This window comes from Streptomyces sp. NPDC001393 (genome assembly GCF_053597455.1).
On sequence record NZ_JBSFIH010000091.1, the window covers coordinates 1 to 19,920 of the forward strand.

Genomic DNA, 19,920 nt, shown 5'->3' on the forward strand with positions numbered 1-19,920 from the left:
AAACGCCCGGTTACATTCCGAACCCGGAAGCTAAGCCTCACAGCGCCGATGGTACTGCAGGGGGGACCCTGTGGGAGAGTAGGACGCCGCCGAACTCCTTTTACAGCTCCGGCTCTTGGGCACTTGCCCAGGGGTCGGAGCTTTTTTGCGTTGAGGTAGGGTCAGGGAGCATCGTTGGCTCGTTTCGCACAGGAGGCCCCCGGGTGGAGGTCCAGGAGACCCGTGTCCAGACGGACCGGGTCCTCACCATCCCCAACATCCTCAGCATGGCGCGGCTCGTCGGCGTACCCCTCTTCCTGTGGCTGATCCTCAGGCCCGAGTTCGGGGGTCCCAAGAGCGACGGCTGGGCCCTCCTCGTGCTGGCCTTCAGCGGGATCAGTGACTATCTCGACGGCAAGCTCGCCCGGCGCTGGAATCAGATCAGCAGTCTCGGCCGGTTGCTCGATCCCGCCGCCGACCGGCTCTATGTCCTTTCCACGCTGGTCGGTCTCACCTGGCGGGAGATCCTGCCGCTCTGGCTGACCGCCCTCCTGCTCGCGCGTGAGCTGATGCTCCTGGTGATGGTGGGCATCCTCCGCCGGCACGGGTATCCGCCGCCGCAGGTGAACTTCCTCGGGAAGGCAGCGACCTTCAACTTGATGTACGCCTTCCCGTTGCTGCTCCTTAGCGACGGAAGCGGTTGGATCGCGTCACTGGCTGCTGTTTTCGGATGGGCGTTCGCCGGATGGGGTACAACGCTCTACTGGTGGGCAGGAGTGCTCTACGTGGTACAGGTCCGCCGTCTGGTTCGTGCGGACGCCATGGCCGATTGAGCTCGGCGATTGTCCGGACGTTACGCCACGATGGCCCGCGGTGGAAAAGTGCGGGACAATCTGGACGGGTGAAGTCGGCTAGACCGTCGTCTCTTGGAGGAGGACGCTTCCGACATGAAGGCCGTCGTGATGGCCGGGGGCGAAGGCACGCGCCTGCGCCCCATGACCTCTAGCATGCCCAAGCCGCTCCTGCCCGTGGCCAACCGCCCGATCATGGAGCACGTGCTACGGCTGCTCAAAAGGCACGGGCTCACCGAGACCGTTGTTACCGTCCAGTTCCTGGCATCGCTCGTCAAGAACTACTTCGGCGACGGCGAAGAGCTCGGAATGGAGCTCACGTATGCCAATGAGGAGAAGCCACTCGGTACCGCCGGAAGCGTCAAGAACGCCGAAGAGGCGTTGAAGGACGATGCCTTCCTCGTCATCTCCGGCGATGCCCTGACCGACTTCGACCTCACGGAGCTGATCAATTTCCACAAGGAGAAGGGCTCGCTGGTCACGGTCTGTCTGACCCGGGTGCCCAATCCGCTGGAGTTCGGCATCACCATCGTCGACGAGGAAGGCAAGGTCGAGCGTTTCCTGGAGAAGCCGACCTGGGGACAGGTCTTCTCCGACACGGTCAACACGGGCATCTACGTCATGGAGCCCGAGGTATTCAACTACGTCGAACCCGATGTTCCGGTCGACTGGTCCGGTGACGTTTTCCCGCAGCTCATGAAGGAAGGCAAGCCCATCTACGGCTTTGTCGCCGAGGGCTACTGGGAGGACGTGGGCACCCACGAGAGCTATGTGAAGGCCCAGGCCGATGTGCTCGAGGGCAAGGTGAACGTCGACATCGACGGCTTCGAGATCTCCCCTGGTGTGTGGGTGGCGGAAGGTGCCGAGGTGCACCCTGATGCCGTACTGCGTGGACCGCTGTACATCGGCGACTACGCGAAGGTCGAGGCCGGCGCGGAGATCCGGGAGCACACGGTCGTCGGCTCGAACGTCGTCGTCAAGAGCGGCGCCTTTCTGCACAAGGCGGTCGTGCACGACAACGTGTATGTCGGGCAGCACAGCAATCTGCGTGGCTGTGTCGTCGGCAAGAACACCGACATCATGCGGGCTGCGCGGATCGAGGACGGCGCGGTCATCGGTGACGAGTGCCTGATCGGTGAGGAATCGATCGTTCAGGGCAACGTCCGGGTCTATCCGTTCAAGACCATCGAGGCCGGCGCCTTCGTCAATACGTCCGTCATCTGGGAGTCCAGGGGACAGGCCCATCTGTTCGGTGCCCGTGGCGTGTCCGGCATCCTGAACGTGGAGATCACTCCGGAACTCGCCGTGCGTCTGGCCGGCGCCTATGCGACCACCCTCAAGAAGGGCTCCACGGTCACCACGGCCCGCGACCACTCCCGAGGCGCCCGTGCGCTCAAGCGGGCGGTGATCTCCGCGCTGCAGGCCAGCGCCATCGACGTACGGGACCTGGAGAACGTACCGCTGCCAGTGGCCCGGCAGCAGACGGCGCGGGGCAGCGCCGGAGGCATCATGATCCGGACCTCGCCGGGCGTGCCGGACTCGGTCGACATCATGTTCTTCGACGGCAACGGCGCCGACCTGTCTCAGGGCGGCCAGCGCAAGCTGGACCGGGTGTTCGCGCGGCAGGAGTACCGCCGGGCGTTCCCCGGCGAGATCGGCGACCTGTACTTCCCGGCGAGCGTCTTCGACTCGTACACCGGGTCACTGCTGCGGAACGTCGACACCACCGGGATCGCCGAGGCCGGTCTCAAGGTCGTCGTCGACGCCTCCAACGGCAGTGCCGGGTTGGTGCTGCCCAGCCTGCTCGGCAAGCTGGGCGTGGACTCCCTGACCATCAACCCCGGTCTGGACGAGTCCCGGCCCACGGAGACGGCCGAGATACGGCGCAAGGGGCTGGTGCGGCTCGGCGAGATAGTGGCGTCCTCGGGAGCCGCGTTCGGTGTCCGGTTCGACCCCGTCGGCGAGCGGCTGTCGCTCGTGGACGAGAAGGGCCGGATCATCGAGGACGACCGTGCGTTGCTGGTGATGCTGGACCTGGTGGCCGCGGAGCGGCGCAGCGGCCGGGTGGCGCTGCCGGTGACGACGACCCGGATCGCCGAACAGGTGGCGGCGTATCACGGCACCCAGGTCGAGTGGACCACCACCTCGCCGGACGACCTCACGCGGGTCGGCGGCGAGGAGGGCACCATCTTCGGCGGCGACGGCAAGGGCGGCTTCATCGTCCCCGAGTTCAGCAGCGTCTACGACGGCACGGCGGCCTTCGTACGGCTCATCGGGCTGGTGGCGCGCACGCAGCTCACGCTGAGCCAGATCGACGCGCGGATCCCGCGGGCGCATGTCCTCAAGCGGGACCTGGCCACGCCGTGGGCCGTCAAGGGTCTGGTCATGCGGCGGGTGGTCGAGGCGGCTGGGGATCGCTTTGTCGACACGACGGACGGTGTGCGGGTCGTGGAGACGGACGGGCGCTGGGTGATGGTGCTGCCCGATCCGGCCGAGGCCGTCACCCACCTGTGGGCCGAGGGCCCCGACGACGCCTCGGCGCAGGCCCTGCTGGACGAGTGGTCGGCCGTCGTGGACAGCGCCGGGCGGTAAGGAAAGGCAGGGGAACCCGGACCGCCGGACGGCAGAATCCACGCACGCGCGCGTGCCGGACAAGTGTCCCCCGAGGGGCCTGTCCGGCACGCCGGTGGGGCCATTCGGAGGTACTCCTCGCGACATGCGACGATGTGCGGCATGCCGCAGCAACCCCCCGTTCGGAGCAGCCCCACGCGGGCGCAGCGCCCGGACGCCTCCATGTCGTTGATCACCAACGTCATGGACCACAGTCTCGACGACGGGTATGCCGAGGCCGCCGCCCGCAGGAAGTCCCGGGGTGAGGGCGGCCTGCCCAAGACGCTCAGGGCGAAGCTCGGCCTCGCGGCCGGCCTCGTCCTCGCGGCGCTGGTCGTGACCGTCGGGGCGGCACAGACGCAGGCAGCGGCCCCGGTGGTGGCCAAGGAGCGGCAGGAGCTGATCGACCGCATCGACAGCGAGACCGCGAACGCGGACAAGCTGGAGCGTACGGTCGACAAGCTCCGGGACGACGTCAGCACGCGCCAGCGGGCGGCGCTGAGGTCGGGCGGGGGCAGCGCACCGGCGGACCCGGTGGATGTGCTGTCGGGCGCCACGGCGGTCCACGGTCCGGGCGTCAGGCTCGTCGTGGACGACGCCAAGGAGGCCAGCACCGGCGGTGACGGCACCAACCCGCGGGAGACCTCCGGGTTCTCCGACACCGGCCGGGTGCGCGACCGGGACATGCAGCGCGTGGTGAACGGGCTGTGGGAGTCCGGCGCCGAGGCCGTCTCCATCAACGGGCAGCGGCTGACCTCCCTGTCCGCGATCAGGGCCGCGGGGGACGCGATACTGGTCGACAACAGGCCGCTGGTGCCGCCGTACACGGTGCTGGCGGTGGGGGACGGGGGCCGGTTGAGCACCGGGTTCCAGAACAGCGCGGACGGCCTGTATCTGCACGCGCTGGAGCAGGACTTCGGCATCCGCGCCACCATCTCCACGGAGAGTGACGTGCGGTTGCCTGCCGCACCGAGTGTGATCGTACGCACAGCACAGCCGAGCACCGGCAAGACTGAGAAGGGCACATCGTGATCGCCGTACTGGGCCTCGTCGTGGGAGTCGTGGCCGGCCTGTTGGTCCGGCCCGAGGTTCCGGCGGTCGTCGAGCCTTATCTGCCGATCGCCGTCGTCGCGGCGCTGGACGCCGTGTTCGGCGGTCTGCGCGCCATGCTCGACGGGATCTTCGACGACAAGGTCTTCGTGGTGTCGTTCCTGTCGAACGTGGTCGTCGCCGCGCTGATCGTCTTCCTGGGCGACAAGTTGGGCGTGGGTGCGCAGCTGTCCACGGGTGTCGTGGTCGTCCTCGGCATCCGGATCTTCTCCAACGCCGCGGCGATCCGGCGGCACGTGTTCCGGGCGTGACACCGATGAGTGAGCAGAACGAGCCGAACGTGCCGGACGAGCAGCCGGCGAAGCCGGAGAACAGGCTGCGCAAGGAGCTGCCCGAGGAGGTGCCCGCGCCCGCGCCGGCTCCGGAGCCGGCGCCGGAGCAGCAGACGGAGGAGCCGCTGACCGGTCGGCAGCGGCTGGTGAAGGGGCTGTGGCCGCCGCGGCTGACCCGGGCCCAACTCATCGTCGCCCTGCTGCTGTTCGGCCTCGGGTTCGGCCTGGCGGTGCAGGTGGCCTCCACCAGCGACAGCGACAGCGCGCTGCGCGGCGCCCGCCAGGAGGATCTTGTCCGCATCCTCGATGAACTGGATGCGCGTACTCAGCGTCTTGAGGACGAGAAGCAGGGACTCGAAAAGCAGCGCCAGGAGCTGCAGAGCAGCTCCGACCAGGCGGCGGAGGCTCGCAAGCAGACGGCCGAGAAGGAGAGGCAACTCGGCATCCTGGCGGGCACCGTGGCGGCGCAGGGTCCCGGCATCACGATGACGATCGAGGACACGAAGGGGACGGTCAAGGCGGACATGCTGCTCGACGCGATCCAGGAGCTGCGCGCGGCCGGTGCGGAGGCGATCCAGGTGAACGGGGTCCGGGTGGTTGCCGGTACCTACTTCACGGACTCGGGCAACAGCGTGGGCGTCGACGGGAACAAGATCAACGCTCCCTATCGTTTCAAGGTCATCGGCAAGCCGCAGGACCTCGAGCCGGCGCTGAACATTCCCGGAGGCGTGGTGCAGACACTGGAGAAGGAGCAGGCCACGGTGACGGTCCAGCAGTCGGGCAAGATCGTCGTCGACGCCTTGCGGCAGGCGAAGCGGCCTGACTACGCTCGGTCGTCCTCCCAGTGAACCTGCAGTGCATGGGGGACGTCCGGCAAGGGCATGAGGTTGCGGGGGGTCGGCGCATCGAAGGGGTGATGCGTGGTGGAAACTGTCCGGTGGATACGGACGTTGTGAGAATGTCCGGCTCGGCCGGTGTAGGCAATCAGGGTTCGTCCTGCCCCACGGGCGGGTCTGTTTCGGTCAAGGGGAATCGCCCGTGAAGTTGTTTGCGAAGTTGTTCCGCAAGAGCGCGCGAGAGGGCAGCGACAACGCGACCGCTCGTCACCGCGCACAGCCTGACGCGGAGGGCCGGCGCCCGCTGTTCCGGGATCAGGTCGCTGGTCCGGGCGGCGACATTTCCGGAGGTCAGGGCGGGGCGTCGGTTGACCCTGCCCAGTCCGGCGGCATAGGTTTCGGGCAACCGTCAACCTCAGGTGCGGGTGGAGGGTTCGCCCCCGGTCCGTACGCGTCCAACGCCCCGGCGGGGCAGCCGCAGGAGGATCCGTCGATGTCGGTCCTGGTGTGTACGAGGTGCGGTAACCGCAACGCGGAGAACGCCCGCTTCTGCTCCAACTGTGGCGCGCCGCTGCGCCCCGGGGTGGCGCCGGAGCGTGCCGCCGAGACGACGTCCACGATCTCGATCTCCGGTCTCGAGGCCTACGACTCCGAGGTGACCGGCCAGACGCAGGTGCCGATGCTGTCGCCCGAGGCGCAGGCCGCGGTGGACGCGCTGCCGATGGGCTCGGCGCTTCTGGTGGTCCGCCGGGGACCGAACTCGGGCAGCCGCTTCCTGCTGGACAGCGACCTGACCACGGCCGGCCGCCACCCGCAGAGCGACATCTTCCTGGACGACGTCACGGTCTCGCGCCGGCACGTGGAGTTCCGGCGCTCCCCGGACGGCTCGTTCACGGTGGCCGACGTGGGCAGTCTGAACGGCACGTATGTCAACCGCGAGCGGATCGACCAGGTCGCCCTGTCGAATGGTGACGAGGTGCAGATCGGCAAGTACCGGCTGGTGTTCTACGCGAGCCGGCAGGGCATCTGACCCGCCCCCGGACCGGTGTCCGGGGGGACTCACAGGGAAGGTCCATGCTTCAAACACCGAGCGGCGGTGCCGGAAGCGGTGCCGCCGCCAGGGACAGTGGGCTGATGAGCATCGGCACGGTGCTGAACGTGCTGCGCGACGAGTTCCCCGAAGTCACCATCTCCAAGATCCGTTTCCTGGAGTCGGAGGGGCTCATCGAGCCGCAGCGGACCCCATCGGGGTATCGCAAGTTCAGCGCCGGGGATGTCGAGCGCCTGGCGCATGTGCTGCGGATGCAGCGGGACCACTATCTGCCGCTCAGGGTGATCCGCGAGCATTTGGACGCCATGGAGCGGGGCGAGGCCGTCCAGCTGCCCGTGGTGGGCCGGCAGCGCACCGCTGAGGACGCTCCGGAACAGGCCACGGCGCCCGCGGTGGCCCGGATCGGCAGGACCGAGCTGATGACGGCCGCGGAGATCGATGAGGGCGACCTCAGGGAGTGGGAGTCGTACGGGCTCATCGCGCCCCTGGAGGACGGGGCGTACGACGCCGAGGCGGTCACCGTGGCCTCGCTCGTCGCCGAACTGGGCCGGTTCGGGATCGAGCCCAGGCACCTGCGGGTGATGAAGGCGGCCGCCGACCGCGAGGCCGGGCTGGTCGACCAGGTGGTGGCCCCGCTCAAACGCCACCGCAACCCGCAGACCAGGGCCCATGCCGAGGCCCGCACGAAGGAGCTGGCGGCGCTCACGGTGAAACTGCACGCGGCACTGGTGCAGACCGCCCTCGGGGTACGGCTGCCGTGAACGCCCGGGGCCGCCGGCGGCCGGATCGGGCACCTGTTCCCGGCCCGACTACCCAAATATCCCGGGCACGGCCTAGGGTTGCTGTGTGAACGAGCTCGATGTCGTAGGTGTCCGGGTCGAAATGCCCTCCAACCAACCGATCGTGCTCCTGCGCGAAGTGGGAGGCGACCGTTACCTCCCCATCTGGATCGGGCCGGGGGAGGCGACGGCGATCGCCTTCGCCCAGCAGGGCATGGCCCCCGCCAGGCCGCTGACCCACGACCTGTTCAAGGACGTGCTGGAGGCCGTGGGCCAGGAGCTGACCGAAGTACGCATCACCGATCTGCGTGAAGGTGTTTTCTACGCGGAGCTGGTCTTCGCCAGCGGCGTCGAGGTCAGCGCACGTCCCTCCGATGCCATAGCGCTGGCCCTGCGCACCGGAACGCCGATCTACGGCAGTGACGCGGTGCTGGACGATGCCGGCATCGCCATCCCGGACGAGCAGGAGGACGAGGTGGAGAAGTTCCGCGAGTTCCTCGACCAGATCTCGCCCGAGGACTTCGGCACCAGCAGCCAGTGAAGACGAACGGCCGGTGAGCGACGGCGCCCGGTCCACGGGCATGTGCCACCGGCCATTGAGAGCGTCCTACGGCCTCCCCCGAACGCATTCGGCTAGCCTTTCCCCGCGGTGGGACACGGGAAACCACTCCTAGGGTGATTATCACTCGGCGTGCCGAGTGTGGCGATCGTTGACGCACCCCTGGTGACTGCCTACCGTCGTGAGGGCAGGTCAAGGACGGAGGTCGGCGTGAGAACCAGCGGCGACGGTACGGCTGGGGGTGCCCCCGGACGCGGGTTCGGGGAGAGCGGTCCGTACCCTCCCCCGAGCTCTCAGCTGCGTTCGAACAGGGGGTACCCCCAGCCGAGCAGCGCGGTCGATCACGCCCCGCAGCGGCCTACGGTTACGGTGGTGCCGAACGGCGGAGGGGCGGCGTCCATGGGGTCGGAACAGATCGGTTATCGCGGCCCGACGGCCTGCGCGGCCGCGGGCATCACCTACCGGCAGCTGGACTACTGGGCGCGCACCGGTCTGGTCGAGCCGAGCGTGCGGCCCGCCTACGGGTCGGGCACGCAGCGGCTGTACAGCTTTCGTGACGTCGTCGTACTGAAGATCGTCAAGCGCTTCCTGGACACCGGGGTCTCGCTGCAGAACATCCGCACCGCCGTGCAGCACCTCAGGGAACGCGGTTTCCGAGACCTCGAGCGGATGACCCTGATGAGCGACGGCGCCACGGTGTACGAGTGCACCTCGCCGGACGAGGTCCACGCCCTGCTCCAGGGCGGTCAGGGCATCTTCGGGATCGCCGTCGGTGTGGTGTGGCGGGACGTGGAAAGCGCGCTCTCCCAGCTGCACGGCGAGCGCATCGACACCGGGGAGACCCTCGTCGGGCACAACCCCGCGGACGAGCTGGCGCGGCGCCGCAACCGGGCGGTCTGACACCGGTCCCGTCCGCGGCGGGGCATTGTCAGTGCCGTGGTGCAGCATCGGAGATGTGAGAAACGCGCCCACGATCCTGCATCTCGACATGGATGCCTTCTACGCCTCGGTGGAGCAGGCAGCCAAGCCGAGCCTGCGCGGGAAGGCGGTCGTCGTGGGCGGGCTCGGACCGCGCGGGGTGGTGGCCACCGCGTCGTACGAGGCACGCGTTTTCGGGGTCCACTCGGCGATGCCCATGGCGCAGGCGCGCCGGCTGGCACCCAACGCCGCGTATCTGGTGCCGCGCTTCACCGTGTACCGGGCGATCAGCGAGCAGGTCATGGCCCTGTTGCGGGAGCTGTCGCCGCTGGTGGAGCCGCTCAGCCTGGACGAGGCGTTCGTGGATCTGGAGGCGGGCGGGACGGCCTGGGACGAGGAGTCGGCGCGGCTGGCCGGGATCAAGCTGCGTGCGGACATACGGGCGGTCACCGGGCTGACGGGCTCGGTGGGGCTCGCCGCCTCCAAGATGCTGGCCAAGATCGCCTCGGAGCAGGCCAAGCCGGACGGCCTGATGGTCATCGAGCCGGGGTCCGAGCGGGCGTTGCTGGCCCCGATGCCGGTGCGCACGCTGCCGGGGGTCGGTCCGGCCACCGGCGACCATCTGCGCAGGGCCGGGATCACCACGGTCGAGGAGCTGGCCGAAGCGGGCGAGGACGAGCTGGTCCGGCTGCTGGGCAAGGCGCACGGGCACGCGCTGTACGCCATGGCCCTGGCCCACGACGAGCGGCCCGTGGTCGCCGAGCGCGAGGCGAAGTCGGTGTCGGTCGAGGACACCTACGACGTGGACATCCATGACCGGCTGCGGATCGGGCTGGAGGTGCAGCGGCTCGCCGACCGGTGCGTGGGGCGGCTGCGCGGAGCCGGGCTGTCGGGGCGGACGATCGTGCTGAAGGTGCGGCGGTACGACTTCTCGACGCTGACCAGGTCGGAGACGTTGCGGGGGCCGACGGACGATCCGGCGGTGGTGCGGGAGGCGGCGGCGCGGCTGCTGGACTCCGTGGACACCACGGGTGGGGTACGGCTGCTGGGGGTGGGTGTCTCCGGGCTCGCCGACTACACGCAGGAGGATCTGTTCGCGCAGGCCATGCCCTCGCGGGCAGTGGAGGCGCCGGAGGAGGCCGAGGCCGAGGTCGTCGTGGAGCGGGCGGAGCCCGTCGAAAGGCACTGGCGGGCGGGACAGGACGTCAGGCACGCGGAGTACGGGCACGGGTGGGTGCAGGGGAGTGGGCTGGGGCGGGTGACGGTGCGTTTTGAGACGCCGCAGTCCGCTCCGGGGCGGGTGCGGACGTTCTCTGTCGAGGATCCTGCGCTGGAGGCCGCCGATCCGTTGCCCTTGGTTTCGGATCCTTCCCATCCGCCCGCCCGTCTCGGTCGGTCGAGGAGTGACCGGCAAGGGGCTGCGCCCCGGACCCCTGAGAACGATCAGGTTTCCTCCGAGCCCGCCAGCTTGCCGAATTCGCGGTCCGGGGCCGAAGGAGGTGAGGCCACGTCGAGGCCGTAGTGGTGGTAGAGCTGGAGCTCCTGCTCGGGGGAGAGGTGGCGGCCCACGCCGAAGTCCGGGGCGTCCTTGATCAGCGCGCGGTCGAAGGGGACACGGAGGGCGCCCTCGATCAGTTCGCTCGGCTCCAGGGGGACGAAGGCGTCGCGGGAGAACAGTCCGGTGCGTATGGCCGCCCACTCCGGCACGCCGGTCGCGTCGTCGAGGTACACCTCGTCGATGGTGCCGATCTTGGTGCCATTGCGGTCGAACGCCTTGCGGCCGATCAGGTTGCGCGGATCGATGTCGGTCTGCACGGTCCCTCTCCCTCCACTTGGTCGCAACTCATCCGTAAGCACTACAAAAGAGCACATTCAGGGAGGCGGCCACTCGAGGGCCCGGGCGTTGACCTCGCTGGTAGGCTGACAGCGGCTGCTGACCCCGTGCGGGAGAGTCCTCCGACCACCTCGGAGGCGCCGAAGGAGCAAATCCTCCCCGGAATCTCTCAGGCTCACGTACCGCACGGACGAGGTCACTCTGGAAAGCAGGGCGGGTGTCGACGGCTCCCGCTCTCACCGACGGTGAAAACCGGGACGTACCCGGTGAAGCTCTCAGGTTGAGATGACAGAGGGGGAGGCCGTCCGGGCACCCGCGCCGTGGTGCCCTTCGAAGGTCGCGTCAGACCAGGAGGCCTCCGCAATGACCGCCCATCGTATTCCGCTCTCGGAGCTCGAAGCGGGCATCCCGTTCGAGCAGCGCCACATCGGGCCCGACCAGGAGGCGCGGGCCAAGATGCTCGCGCAGGTCGGCTACGGTTCGCTGGACGAGCTGACCGCCGCGGCGGTCCCGGATGTGATCAAGAACGCCGACGCCCTCGACCTTCCGGGCGCCCGCACCGAAGCGGAGGTGCTCGCCGAGCTGCGCTCGCTCGCCGACCGCAACCAGGTCCTCGACTCCATGATCGGCCTCGGCTACTACGGCACCTTCACGCCGCCGGTCATCCTGCGCAACGTCATGGAGAACCCGGCCTGGTACACGGCCTACACGCCGTACCAGCCGGAGATCTCCCAGGGGCGCCTCGAGGCCCTGCTGAACTTCCAGACGATGGTCGCCGACCTCACCGGCCTGCCCACCTCCGGTGCCTCCCTGCTGGACGAGGGCACCGCCGCCGCCGAGGCCATGGCGCTGTCCCGGCGCATGGGCAAGAACAAGAAGGGCCTGTTCCTGGTCGACGCGGACGCGCTGCCGCAGACCATCGCCGTCATCGAGACCCGGGCCGAGCCGACCGGTGTCGAGGTGGTCGTCGCCGACCTCAGCGACGGCATCCCGGCCGACATCGCCGCGCGTGACATCAACGGCGTGCTGATCCAGTACCCCGGCGCTTCCGGTGCCGTACGCGACATCAAGCCGGTCATCGACCAGGCGCACGAGCTCGGCGCCCTCGTCACCGTCGCCGCCGACCTGCTCGCGCTGACCCTGCTGGTCTCGCCGGGCGAGCTCGGCGCCGACATCGCCGTCGGCACCACCCAGCGCTTCGGCGTGCCGATGGGCTTCGGCGGTCCGCACGCCGGCTACATGGCGGTGCACGAGAAGTTCGCGCGCAGCCTGCCCGGCCGTCTCGTGGGCGTCTCCGTCGACGCCGACGGCAACAAGGCCTACCGGCTCGCGCTGCAGACCCGTGAGCAGCACATCCGCCGGGAGAAGGCGACCAGCAACATCTGTACCGCGCAGGTGCTGCTCGCCGTGATGGCCGGCATGTACGCCGTCTACCACGGGCCCGAGGGCCTGAAGACCATCGCCCGCCGCACGCACCGGTACGCCACCCTCCTCGCCGAGGGCCTGAAGGCCGGCGGGGTCGAGGTCGTGCACGGCGCCTTCTTCGACACCCTCACCGCGCGCGTGCCCGGCACGGCCGCCGAGATCGTCGCCGCCGCGCGGGAGAACGGCGTCAACCTCCACCTGACCGACGCCGACCACGTCTCGATCGCCTGCGACGAGACCACCCAGCGGGCCCAGCTGGAGGCCGTCTGGTCCGCCTTCGGCGTCAAGGGCGACATAGCGGCCCTCGACGCGACCGCCGAGGACACTCTGCCCGAGGCGCTGCTGCGCACCGACGCCTACCTCACCCACCCGGTCTTCCACCAGCACCGCTCCGAGACCGCGATGCTGCGCTACCTGCGCAGGCTGGCCGACCGCGACTACGCGCTCGACCGCGGCATGATCCCGCTGGGCTCCTGCACCATGAAGCTCAACGCGACCACCGAGATGGAGCCGGTCACCTGGCCCGAGTTCGGCCGGCTGCACCCCTTCGCGCCCGCAGAGCAGGCCGAGGGCTACCTCACGCTCATCCGTGAGCTGGAGGAACGTCTCGCCGAGGTCACCGGATACGACAAGGTCTCCCTGCAGCCGAACGCCGGTTCACAGGGCGAGCTGGCCGGTCTGCTCGCCGTACGCGGCTACCACCGCGCGCGCGGCGACGAGCAGCGCATTGTGTGCCTCATCCCGTCCTCCGCGCACGGCACCAACGCCGCCAGCGCCGTGATGGCCGGCATGAAGGTCGTCGTCGTCAAGACCGCCGAGGACGGCGAGATCGACGTCGAGGACCTGCGGGCGAAGATCGAGCAGCACCGCGACGAGCTCGCGGTGCTGATGATCACCTACCCGTCGACGCACGGCGTGTTCGAGGAGCACGTCGCCGACATCTGCGCCCAGGTGCACGAGGCCGGCGGTCAGGTGTACGTCGACGGCGCCAACCTCAACGCGCTGGTCGGCCTCGCCAAGCCCGGCCACTTCGGCGGTGACGTCTCCCACCTGAACCTGCACAAGACCTTCTGCATCCCGCACGGCGGCGGTGGCCCTGGCGTCGGCCCGGTCGCGGTCCGCTCGCACCTGGCGCCGTACCTGCCGAACCACCCCCTGCAGCCGGCCGCGGGCCCGGAGACGGGCGTCGGCCCGATCTCGGCCGCTCCCTGGGGCTCCGCGGGCATCCTGCCCATTTCCTGGGCGTACGTCCGGCTGATGGGCGGCGAGGGCCTCAAGCGGGCCACGCAGGTGGCCGTGCTCTCCGCGAACTACATCGCCAAGCGCCTGGAGCCGCACTACCCGGTGCTCTACACCGGCCCCGGCAACCTGGTCGCGCACGAGTGCATCATCGACCTGCGCCCGCTGACCAAGGCGACCGGGGTGAGCGTGGACGACGTGGCCAAGCGCCTGATCGACTACGGCTTCCACGCGCCGACCATGTCCTTCCCGGTGGCCGGCACGCTGATGATCGAGCCGACCGAGTCGGAGGACATCACCGAGCTGGACCGGTTCTGCGACACGATGATCGCCATCCGCGCGGAGATCGAGAAGGTCGGCTCGGGCGAGTGGCCGGCGGAGGACAACCCGCTGCGGAACGCGCCGCACACCGCCGCCGCCCTCGGCGATGAGTGGGCGCACGCCTACAGCCGCGAGGAGGCCGTCTTCCCGTCCGGTGTCTCGGCCGCCGACAAGTACTGGCCGCCGGTGCGCCGTATCGACCAGGCCTTCGGCGACCGCAACCTGGTGTGCTCCTGCCCGCCGCTGGACGCGTACGAGGACTGAGCGAGCGATGGCTCTCAGGGGCCCCGTCCGGTTTCCGGGCGGGGCCCCCGCCGTGTCAGGCCGTCGCCAGTGACACCTCGGTCGCCTTGATGAGGGCGAACACATCGGAGCCCACGAAGAGGCCGAGGTCGGCGACCGCGTCCTTGGTGATCGCCGCGGTCAGTTCGCCGCCGTCGACGGAGATCTTCACGGTGGCCATGACGGCGCCGGTCGTGAGGCCGGTGATCGCGCCGGGGAGCTGGTTGCGGATCGACAGGCCCTCCACCCGGTGGGTGGCCAGGGAGACCTCCGTCGACTTCACGAGCGCGCGGACGGGCGAGCCGGGAGCGAGGGAGAGGTCCTCGGCGGACTCCTTGGTGATGGCCGCCATGAGGTGCTGGCCGCCCTCCAGACGGAGCTTGACGGTGGCCATGGCCTCGCCCGGGCGCACCTCGGTGACGGTGCCGGGGAGCTGGTTGCGGATGCTCAGGGTCATGGGCACCCACGGTAGGGCGCCCGCACGCTCAGGCCGGGTATGCGTGCGTCTGCGTCGCCTTGACCGTCGCCCAGACGGCAGCGCCCGGATGCAGGTCGAGGTCGGCGGCGGCGACCGTGGTGAGGTCGGCGGCGAGCGGGAGTTCGCCGGTGAGGTCGGCGCGGATCTGGTCGCCGTGCGTCTCCAGGCCGGCCACCTCGCAGCGCCAGAGGTTGCGGGCGCTGGCGCCGGTGGGCCGGTCCCGGAACAGGGTGACGGCCGACGGCGGGAACGCCACGAAGGCCGGACCGGACAGCACCTCGGTGGTCGTGATCGCGGGGCCCGCGTCGAGCCGTACCGTGTGCCCGTCCGCCTGCCCCCGGTAGAGGTTGAGGCCGACCAGCTGGGCGATGTAGTCGGTGCGCGGATGGCGGGCGATCTCGGCGGGAGAGCCCTCCTGGACGACCCGGCCGTGTTCGATGACGACCAGCCGGTCGGCGAGCACCATGGCATCCAGCGGGTCGTGCGTGACCAGGACGGCGACCGCCTCGAACTCGGCCAGGTGGCGGCGCAGTTGGGCGCGGACCTCCAGCCGGGTACGGGCGTCCAGGGCGGCCAGCGGCTCGTCCAGGAGCAGCAGCCTCGGGTGGGTGGCCAGGGCGCGGGCGAGGGCCACGCGCTGGGCCTGCCCGCCGGACAGGCGGCGCGGCTTGGCGGCCGCGTGTTCGGCGAGGCCCATGCGGTCCAGCCATGCGGCGGCCCGGGCCCGGGCCTCGGCCTTGGACGCGCCCCGGCAGCGCGGGCCGAAGGCCACGTTGTCCATCGCGGACAGATGCGGGAAGAGCAGATAGTCCTGGAAGACCACGCCGACCGGGCGCGACTCCGGGGCAGTGTGTTCCAGGGCGGCGCCGTCGAGGCGCAGATGGCCGCCGGTGAGCGGGGTGAGTCCGGCGAGGGCGCGCAGGGCGGTGGTCTTGCCGGCGCCGTTGGGCCCGAGGAGGGCGAGGACCTCTCCGGCAGCGGCGCTCAGGGCCACGTCGAGCGCGAAGGAGCCGCGGTCCACGACGAGCCGGGCGTCGAGTCCCTCGTCGCCCACCGTCCGCAGGCCGGCCTCGGGGGCGTCGATGTCGGTCATGGGTCTGTACGTTCGCACATGCCCCGGGTCGGCTGCCACGGTCACACCCCCCTCATCCAACGGTCCCGCAGCCCCGCCAGCACCGCGATCGACACCGCCAGCAGGACCAGACTGAGGGCGATCGCGGCGTCGGGGTCGTTCTGCAGGGCCAGGTAGACGGCGAGCGGCATGGTCTGGGTGCGGCCGGGGAAGTTGCCGGCGAAGGTGATCGTCGCGCCGAACTCGCCCAGCGCGCGGGCCCAGGCCAGGACGGCCCCGGCCGCGATGCCGGGCGAGATCAGCGGCAGGGTGACCCGGCGGAACGCGGTGAGGCGGGAGGCGCCGAGCGTGGCCGCCGCCTCCTCGAAGCGCGGGTCGGCGGCGCGCAGGGTGCCCTCGACGCTGATGACGAGGAACGGCATCGCGACGAACGCCTCCGCGATCACGACCCCGGTGGTGGTGAACGGCAGTGTGATCCCGAACCAGGAGTCCAGCCACCGGCCGATCACGCCGTTGCGGCCGAGGGCCAGCAGCAGCGCCACACCGCCGACCACCGGCGGCAGCACGAGCGGCAGCGTCACCAGGGCCCGCACGAGGCCCCGGCCGGGGAACTCCGTACGCGCCAGCAGCCAGGCCAGCGGCACGCCCAGCACCAGGCTCACCGCCGTCGCCGCCGTGGCGCTGACCAGCGACAGCTGCAGCGCCTGCCACACCTCGGTACTGGACAGCTGGTCCGGCAGGCTGCGCCAGGGTGCGCGGATGATCAGCGCGAGAAGCGGCAGCAGCAGGAACGCCAGCGCCAGCAGGCCCGGCAGCAGCAGCGGCAACGGCAGCCCGCGCCGGCCCCCCGTGCCGACGCGGCGACGCCGCGGCCGGTCCGTGCGGGGACCGGTCGCGGCGCCGGGCTCGTGGAGCGAGGTCACGGCTTGAGGAAGCCCGCCTCGCTCAGCACCTTCTGGCCCTCGGCGGACTGCACCAGGGCGATGAACGCCTTGGCGGCCTGGGCGTTCGGCGCGTTCTTCAGCAGGACGATCGGGTAGTCGTTGATCGCCTTGGCGGACTCGGGGAACTCCACGCCCTCCACCTTGCCGCCGGCGGACTTCACGTCGGTCTTGTAGACGACCGCCGCGTCCGCCTCCTTCAGCTCCACCTTGTTCAGGGCGCTCTTGACGTCCTGCTCGTAGGAGACCGGGGTCAGCTTCAGCTTGGCTGCGTCCAGGGCCTTCTGCGCTGCGGCGCCGCACGGCACGGTCTTGTCGCACAGCACGACCTTCAGACCGGACTTGGTGAGGTCCTTCAGGGACGACACCTTGCCGGGGTTGCCCGGGAGGGTGGCGATCTCCAGCTGGTTGCGCACGAAGGTCGCCGGCGTGCCGACCGCGTCCTTCTTGTCCGTCACGATCGCCATGGTCTTGGGGCTGGCGGCGGCGAAGACATCCGCCGGGGCACCGCCGGTGATGCTCGCGGCGAGGGTGTCGCTGCCGCCGAAGTTGAAGCTGACCTTGGTGCCCGGGTGTTGCTGCTCGAACTCCTTGCCCAGAGCCGTGAAGCTCTCCTTCAGGGAGGCAGCGGCGAACACGGTGACGTTGCCGGACAGCTTGGGGGAGGCGGAGTCCGACTTGTCCGACTTCGCGCTGGACGAGTCCGAGGACGAGGAGCAGGCGCTGAGTGCCATCAGGGCGGCGGCTCCCGCACCGGCCAGCTGCAGCATCCGCCGGGTCCGGCGCACGGAACGGGTCATCACGGATCTACTCCTCGGTTCTGTGGAACGACGGTCGCGCCCTGTCGCGGCCGGGTCCACCGGCCGTGCGGCGATGATACTGCCGCATCTGCCAGCTGTAAGTCTCCTGTCGCATCGCATGAGCTGCGGACTGGGGACTTGTAGCTTGCATGTGCGTTTGTACGGCGCTGCGCGGCGGGTACGGTCCTGCGGGAGGTGGTCGCAGATGACGCTCGTGGAAGTCGCCCTGACCGGTGATCTGGCCCGGCCCGCCCGGCTGACCGTGCCGGACCTGCTCCGCTGGCCGCAGCACCGGGTGGCCGTCAGGTTCGAGTGCGCGACCAGCGGCATCCAGCACCACCGGTTCGCGGGCCCGCGCCTGTACGACGTCCTCGCCGACGCGGGGCCCGGCTTCGACGCGGCGCGCCGCAAGGACCGGCTGCGCTTCCTCATCGCGGTGACCGGCGCCGACGGCCATCACGCGGTGCTGTCCTGGGCCGAGATCGACCCGGACTTCGCGGACGCACCGGTCCTGCTGGGCGTGCGCATCGACGACACCCCGCTGGACGCGGCCGGGCCCCAGCTGGTGCTCCCGCAGGACCGGTGCGGGGCCCGGCACATCAGCGGCATCACGGCGATCCGGGTGGACGGCGGCTACCGCTGTGGCGGCCCGGTGCCCGCACCGTTCGGGCCCGCGGCAGCGGCACCTCGGTGAACCGCAAGGGCGTGGCGCTGCGCAGGTGAACCACACGCGCGTGGCGCTTCGCGGCGCGCCGGTGTCGTGCTGCCGTAGGCGTCGGCAGCCGTGCGTCGCCCCCGGAGGGGCTGGGTGGCGCGCCGACGCGGGCGGGTTGCCCTCACCTCCGGAGGGGGTGTCGGGCGCGGTGGGTCAGACGCGGTCGATGTGCACGTTGGTGGACTTCACGCGTGCGGTGGCCTCCATGCCGACCTCCAGGCCCAGTTCCTCGACGGCCTCCCGGGTGAGCAGCGACACCAGCCGGTGCGGGCCGGCCTGGATCTCCACCTGGGCGGCGACGTCACCGAGCTTGATCGCCGTGACGATGCCGGGGAAGGCGTTGCGTACGGAGGTGTAGGAGGCGTCCTCCTCGCCGCTGCCCGCCTTGGCCAGTTCGACCGAGAACGCGGCGAGATCCCTGCCGTCGATGAGCCGTCGCCCGGACTCGTCGCGATGGGTTGCCACCCGCCCCGCGTCGGCCCAGCGGCGGGCGGTGTCCGGGCTCACGCCGAGCAGCCGAGCCGCCTGGCCGATCGTGTAGGACTGCATGCCGGTCACGATAGGACTACACCAGGGGAACCGTGGACGTGGGGTTGGCCGTTGGGTATAACGCGATATAGCGTTAGTGCGTGACGATGGCTCCCTGTGGGGACGTGCTGAATCGGGGTGAGGGTATGGCGGCCGAGCTACTGCACACGGAGATGCCGTCCGGGCTGCGTGCCTCGCACGCGGACCGGGACCGGGTGGTGAACGCGCTGACGAGCGCCGCGGGCGACGGCCGGATCACGGCCGAGGAGCTGGACGAGCGGGTGACGGCCGCCCTGTCCGCCCGCACGCTCGGCGAGCTGTCGGCGCTCACCGCCGACCTGCCGGACGCGTGCGGCGCCGCACCGGCCAAGGACGTCGTGCGGATCGAGCAGCAGGGCGCATCGGCCGTGCGCGCGGACGGCTGGGCGGTGCCGCGCCGGATGGAGATCGCGTCCGCCTGGGGAGACGTGACCCTCGACTTCTCCGGCGCGTTGATCGCGCACGACACCCTCCGCATCGACCTCGACATGCGCGGCGGCACCCTGCGGCTGATCACCCGGCCCGGTGTCGCCGTGGACGCCGACGCGCTGGTGATCGGCTACGGCAAGACCAAGGTGCGGCCGAGCCGCGACGCCGGGGCGCCGGCCGTGCTCCGGGTGGAGATACACGGCCGGCTCAGCTTGGGGCGGCTGGAGGTACGGCCGCCCAGGCGGTGGTTCGGCCGCTAGCACGACCTCGCCACGGCTCGGACCGGCGGCAGGGGACTGCCTCAGACGCCGCGCCCGCCCGGTCTCACCCGGTGTGCACCCGCGGCCGGCGCTCCCGGTTCGATTCCGCCTCGCGCAGTACCTCGCGGGTGACCGGGGCGACCTCGCCCTGGCCGAAGAGGAAGAAGCGCAGGAAGTTGGCGAAGGGGTTGCCCTCGGTCCATTCGAAGTAGATGTGCGGGGTGCAGCCGGTCGTGTCGCGCACATGGAGCAGGAGCGCGGCGAGGGCGTTGGGGATCGAGGAGGACTCCAGGGTCAGCACCCGGTAGCGGTCGTGCAGGACCTCGCCTCGCACGGTCAGGCCCGCCTCGAACTCGGAGGGGTCGGTGACCGTGACCTCGACGAAGACGAAGTCCTCCTGCTCGGGCATGTCGTTGTCGGCGCGGATCTGCTCGACCTTGTCGCGGTACTCGGCCTTGTCGCGGTGCCCGGGTTCGTTGGCGATGAACCGGATCTTCCGGCTGGCCATGTCCCGGATGAATCGTTCCGCCATCGGGTCGAGCGTCACGCTGGTCACGCGCAGCTCGAAGGCGCGGGCGAGGCGGGACAGCAG

At 70.3% G+C, this 19,920-nt stretch carries 19 protein-coding genes, 1 rRNA gene, 1 pseudogene and 1 riboswitch; of the genes and pseudogenes, 14 read left to right on the forward strand and 7 right to left on the reverse strand.

Annotated features, from left to right (window positions below; all coding sequences use genetic code 11):
* From rrf to ACWC2T_RS43545, 11 genes are all read left to right on the forward strand, one after another.
* Positions 1 to 95 (forward strand): 5S ribosomal RNA (gene rrf, locus ACWC2T_RS43495); the annotation flags it as partial.
* Positions 96 to 203: 108 nt separating this feature from the next.
* On the forward strand, positions 204 to 812 hold the full coding sequence (locus tag ACWC2T_RS43500) for a CDP-alcohol phosphatidyltransferase family protein (RefSeq protein WP_351808020.1): 609 nt from the start codon (positions 204 to 206) through the stop codon (positions 810 to 812).
* 114 nt (positions 813 to 926) lie between these two features.
* Positions 927 to 3,422, forward strand: coding sequence for a sugar phosphate nucleotidyltransferase (locus ACWC2T_RS43505; RefSeq protein WP_450675826.1), 2,496 nt, complete (start codon positions 927 to 929; stop codon positions 3,420 to 3,422).
* 201 nt (positions 3,423 to 3,623) lie between these two features.
* Complete coding sequence (locus ACWC2T_RS43510) at positions 3,624 to 4,472, forward strand: DUF881 domain-containing protein (RefSeq protein WP_450675840.1); 849 nt, start codon at positions 3,624 to 3,626, stop codon at positions 4,470 to 4,472.
* Positions 4,469 to 4,801 carry a small basic family protein gene (locus ACWC2T_RS43515; RefSeq protein ID WP_003988855.1) on the forward strand — a complete coding sequence of 111 codons (333 nt, stop codon included), beginning with the start codon at positions 4,469 to 4,471 and terminating at the stop codon, positions 4,799 to 4,801. Before ACWC2T_RS43510 ends, ACWC2T_RS43515 begins: the two co-directional genes overlap by 4 nt.
* Positions 4,802 to 4,806: 5 nt before the next feature.
* Positions 4,807 to 5,670 (forward strand): DUF881 domain-containing protein, encoded by an 864-nt coding sequence (locus ACWC2T_RS43520; RefSeq protein WP_450675827.1) that lies wholly within the window; start codon positions 4,807 to 4,809, stop codon positions 5,668 to 5,670.
* Positions 5,671 to 5,860: 190 nt separating this feature from the next.
* Positions 5,861 to 6,688 carry an FHA domain-containing protein gene (locus ACWC2T_RS43525; RefSeq protein ID WP_450675828.1) on the forward strand — a complete coding sequence of 276 codons (828 nt, stop codon included), beginning with the start codon at positions 5,861 to 5,863 and terminating at the stop codon, positions 6,686 to 6,688.
* Between the two features lie 44 nt (positions 6,689 to 6,732).
* Complete coding sequence (gene ftsR, locus ACWC2T_RS43530) at positions 6,733 to 7,470, forward strand: transcriptional regulator FtsR (RefSeq protein WP_450675829.1); 738 nt, start codon at positions 6,733 to 6,735, stop codon at positions 7,468 to 7,470.
* 85 nt (positions 7,471 to 7,555) lie between these two features.
* A complete protein-coding gene (locus ACWC2T_RS43535) occupies positions 7,556 to 8,029 on the forward strand; it encodes a bifunctional nuclease family protein (protein ID WP_053666762.1) in 474 nt (157 codons plus the stop codon).
* 228 nt (positions 8,030 to 8,257) lie between these two features.
* On the forward strand, positions 8,258 to 8,947 hold the full coding sequence (locus ACWC2T_RS43540) for a MerR family transcriptional regulator (RefSeq protein ID WP_450675830.1): 690 nt from the start codon (positions 8,258 to 8,260) through the stop codon (positions 8,945 to 8,947).
* 55 nt (positions 8,948 to 9,002) lie between these two features.
* Positions 9,003 to 10,487, forward strand: a complete 1,485-nt coding sequence (locus ACWC2T_RS43545) for a DNA polymerase IV (RefSeq protein WP_450675831.1) — start codon at positions 9,003 to 9,005, stop codon at positions 10,485 to 10,487.
* On the opposite strand, the gene ACWC2T_RS43550 is transcribed toward ACWC2T_RS43545, so the two are convergent.
* Positions 10,409 to 10,780 (reverse strand): PRC-barrel domain-containing protein, encoded by a 372-nt coding sequence (locus ACWC2T_RS43550; RefSeq protein WP_450675832.1) that lies wholly within the window; start codon positions 10,778 to 10,780, stop codon positions 10,409 to 10,411. The genes ACWC2T_RS43545 and ACWC2T_RS43550 overlap by 79 nt on opposite strands.
* Before the next feature lie 119 nt (positions 10,781 to 10,899).
* Positions 10,900 to 10,994, forward strand: a riboswitch (glycine riboswitch).
* Between the two features lie 168 nt (positions 10,995 to 11,162).
* On the opposite strand from ACWC2T_RS43550, the gene gcvP reads away from it, so the two are divergent.
* Positions 11,163 to 14,048, forward strand: a complete 2,886-nt coding sequence (gene gcvP, locus ACWC2T_RS43555) for an aminomethyl-transferring glycine dehydrogenase (protein WP_450675833.1) — start codon at positions 11,163 to 11,165, stop codon at positions 14,046 to 14,048.
* Between the two features lie 55 nt (positions 14,049 to 14,103).
* Here the strand turns inward: gcvP and ACWC2T_RS43560 are convergent, their stop codons facing one another.
* The 4 genes from ACWC2T_RS43560 to modA are packed head-to-tail and all read right to left on the reverse strand — an operon-like array spanning position 14,104 to position 17,357.
* Complete coding sequence (locus tag ACWC2T_RS43560) at positions 14,104 to 14,523, reverse strand: TOBE domain-containing protein (protein WP_450675834.1); 420 nt, start codon at positions 14,521 to 14,523, stop codon at positions 14,104 to 14,106.
* A 28-nt stretch (positions 14,524 to 14,551) separates the two neighbouring features.
* On the reverse strand, positions 14,552 to 15,637 hold the full coding sequence (locus ACWC2T_RS43565) for an ABC transporter ATP-binding protein (protein WP_450675835.1): 1,086 nt from the start codon (positions 15,635 to 15,637) through the stop codon (positions 14,552 to 14,554).
* Positions 15,638 to 15,678: 41 nt separating this feature from the next.
* Positions 15,679 to 16,539, reverse strand: a complete 861-nt coding sequence (modB, locus tag ACWC2T_RS43570) for a molybdate ABC transporter permease subunit (protein WP_450675836.1) — start codon at positions 16,537 to 16,539, stop codon at positions 15,679 to 15,681.
* A complete protein-coding gene (gene modA / locus ACWC2T_RS43575) occupies positions 16,536 to 17,357 on the reverse strand; it encodes a molybdate ABC transporter substrate-binding protein (protein ID WP_450675837.1) in 822 nt (273 codons plus the stop codon). Before modA ends, modB begins: the two co-directional genes overlap by 4 nt.
* 205 nt (positions 17,358 to 17,562) lie before the next feature.
* Here modA and ACWC2T_RS43580 point away from each other — a divergent pair, with 205 nt between their 5' ends.
* Complete coding sequence (locus tag ACWC2T_RS43580; protein WP_450675838.1) at positions 17,563 to 18,051, forward strand: molybdopterin-dependent oxidoreductase; 489 nt, start codon at positions 17,563 to 17,565, stop codon at positions 18,049 to 18,051.
* A gap of 174 nt (positions 18,052 to 18,225) precedes the next feature.
* On the opposite strand, the gene ACWC2T_RS43585 is transcribed toward ACWC2T_RS43580, so the two are convergent.
* A complete protein-coding gene (locus ACWC2T_RS43585; protein ID WP_388758078.1) occupies positions 18,226 to 18,621 on the reverse strand; it encodes a TOBE domain-containing protein in 396 nt (131 codons plus the stop codon).
* A 125-nt stretch (positions 18,622 to 18,746) separates the two neighbouring features.
* Here ACWC2T_RS43585 and ACWC2T_RS43590 point away from each other — a divergent pair, with 125 nt between their 5' ends.
* On the forward strand, positions 18,747 to 19,328 hold the full coding sequence (locus tag ACWC2T_RS43590) for a DUF1707 SHOCT-like domain-containing protein (RefSeq protein WP_450675839.1): 582 nt from the start codon (positions 18,747 to 18,749) through the stop codon (positions 19,326 to 19,328).
* A gap of 64 nt (positions 19,329 to 19,392) precedes the next feature.
* Here the strand turns inward: ACWC2T_RS43590 and ACWC2T_RS43595 are convergent.
* Positions 19,393 to 19,920: pseudogene (locus tag ACWC2T_RS43595) on the reverse strand (amino acid transporter); the annotation flags it as partial.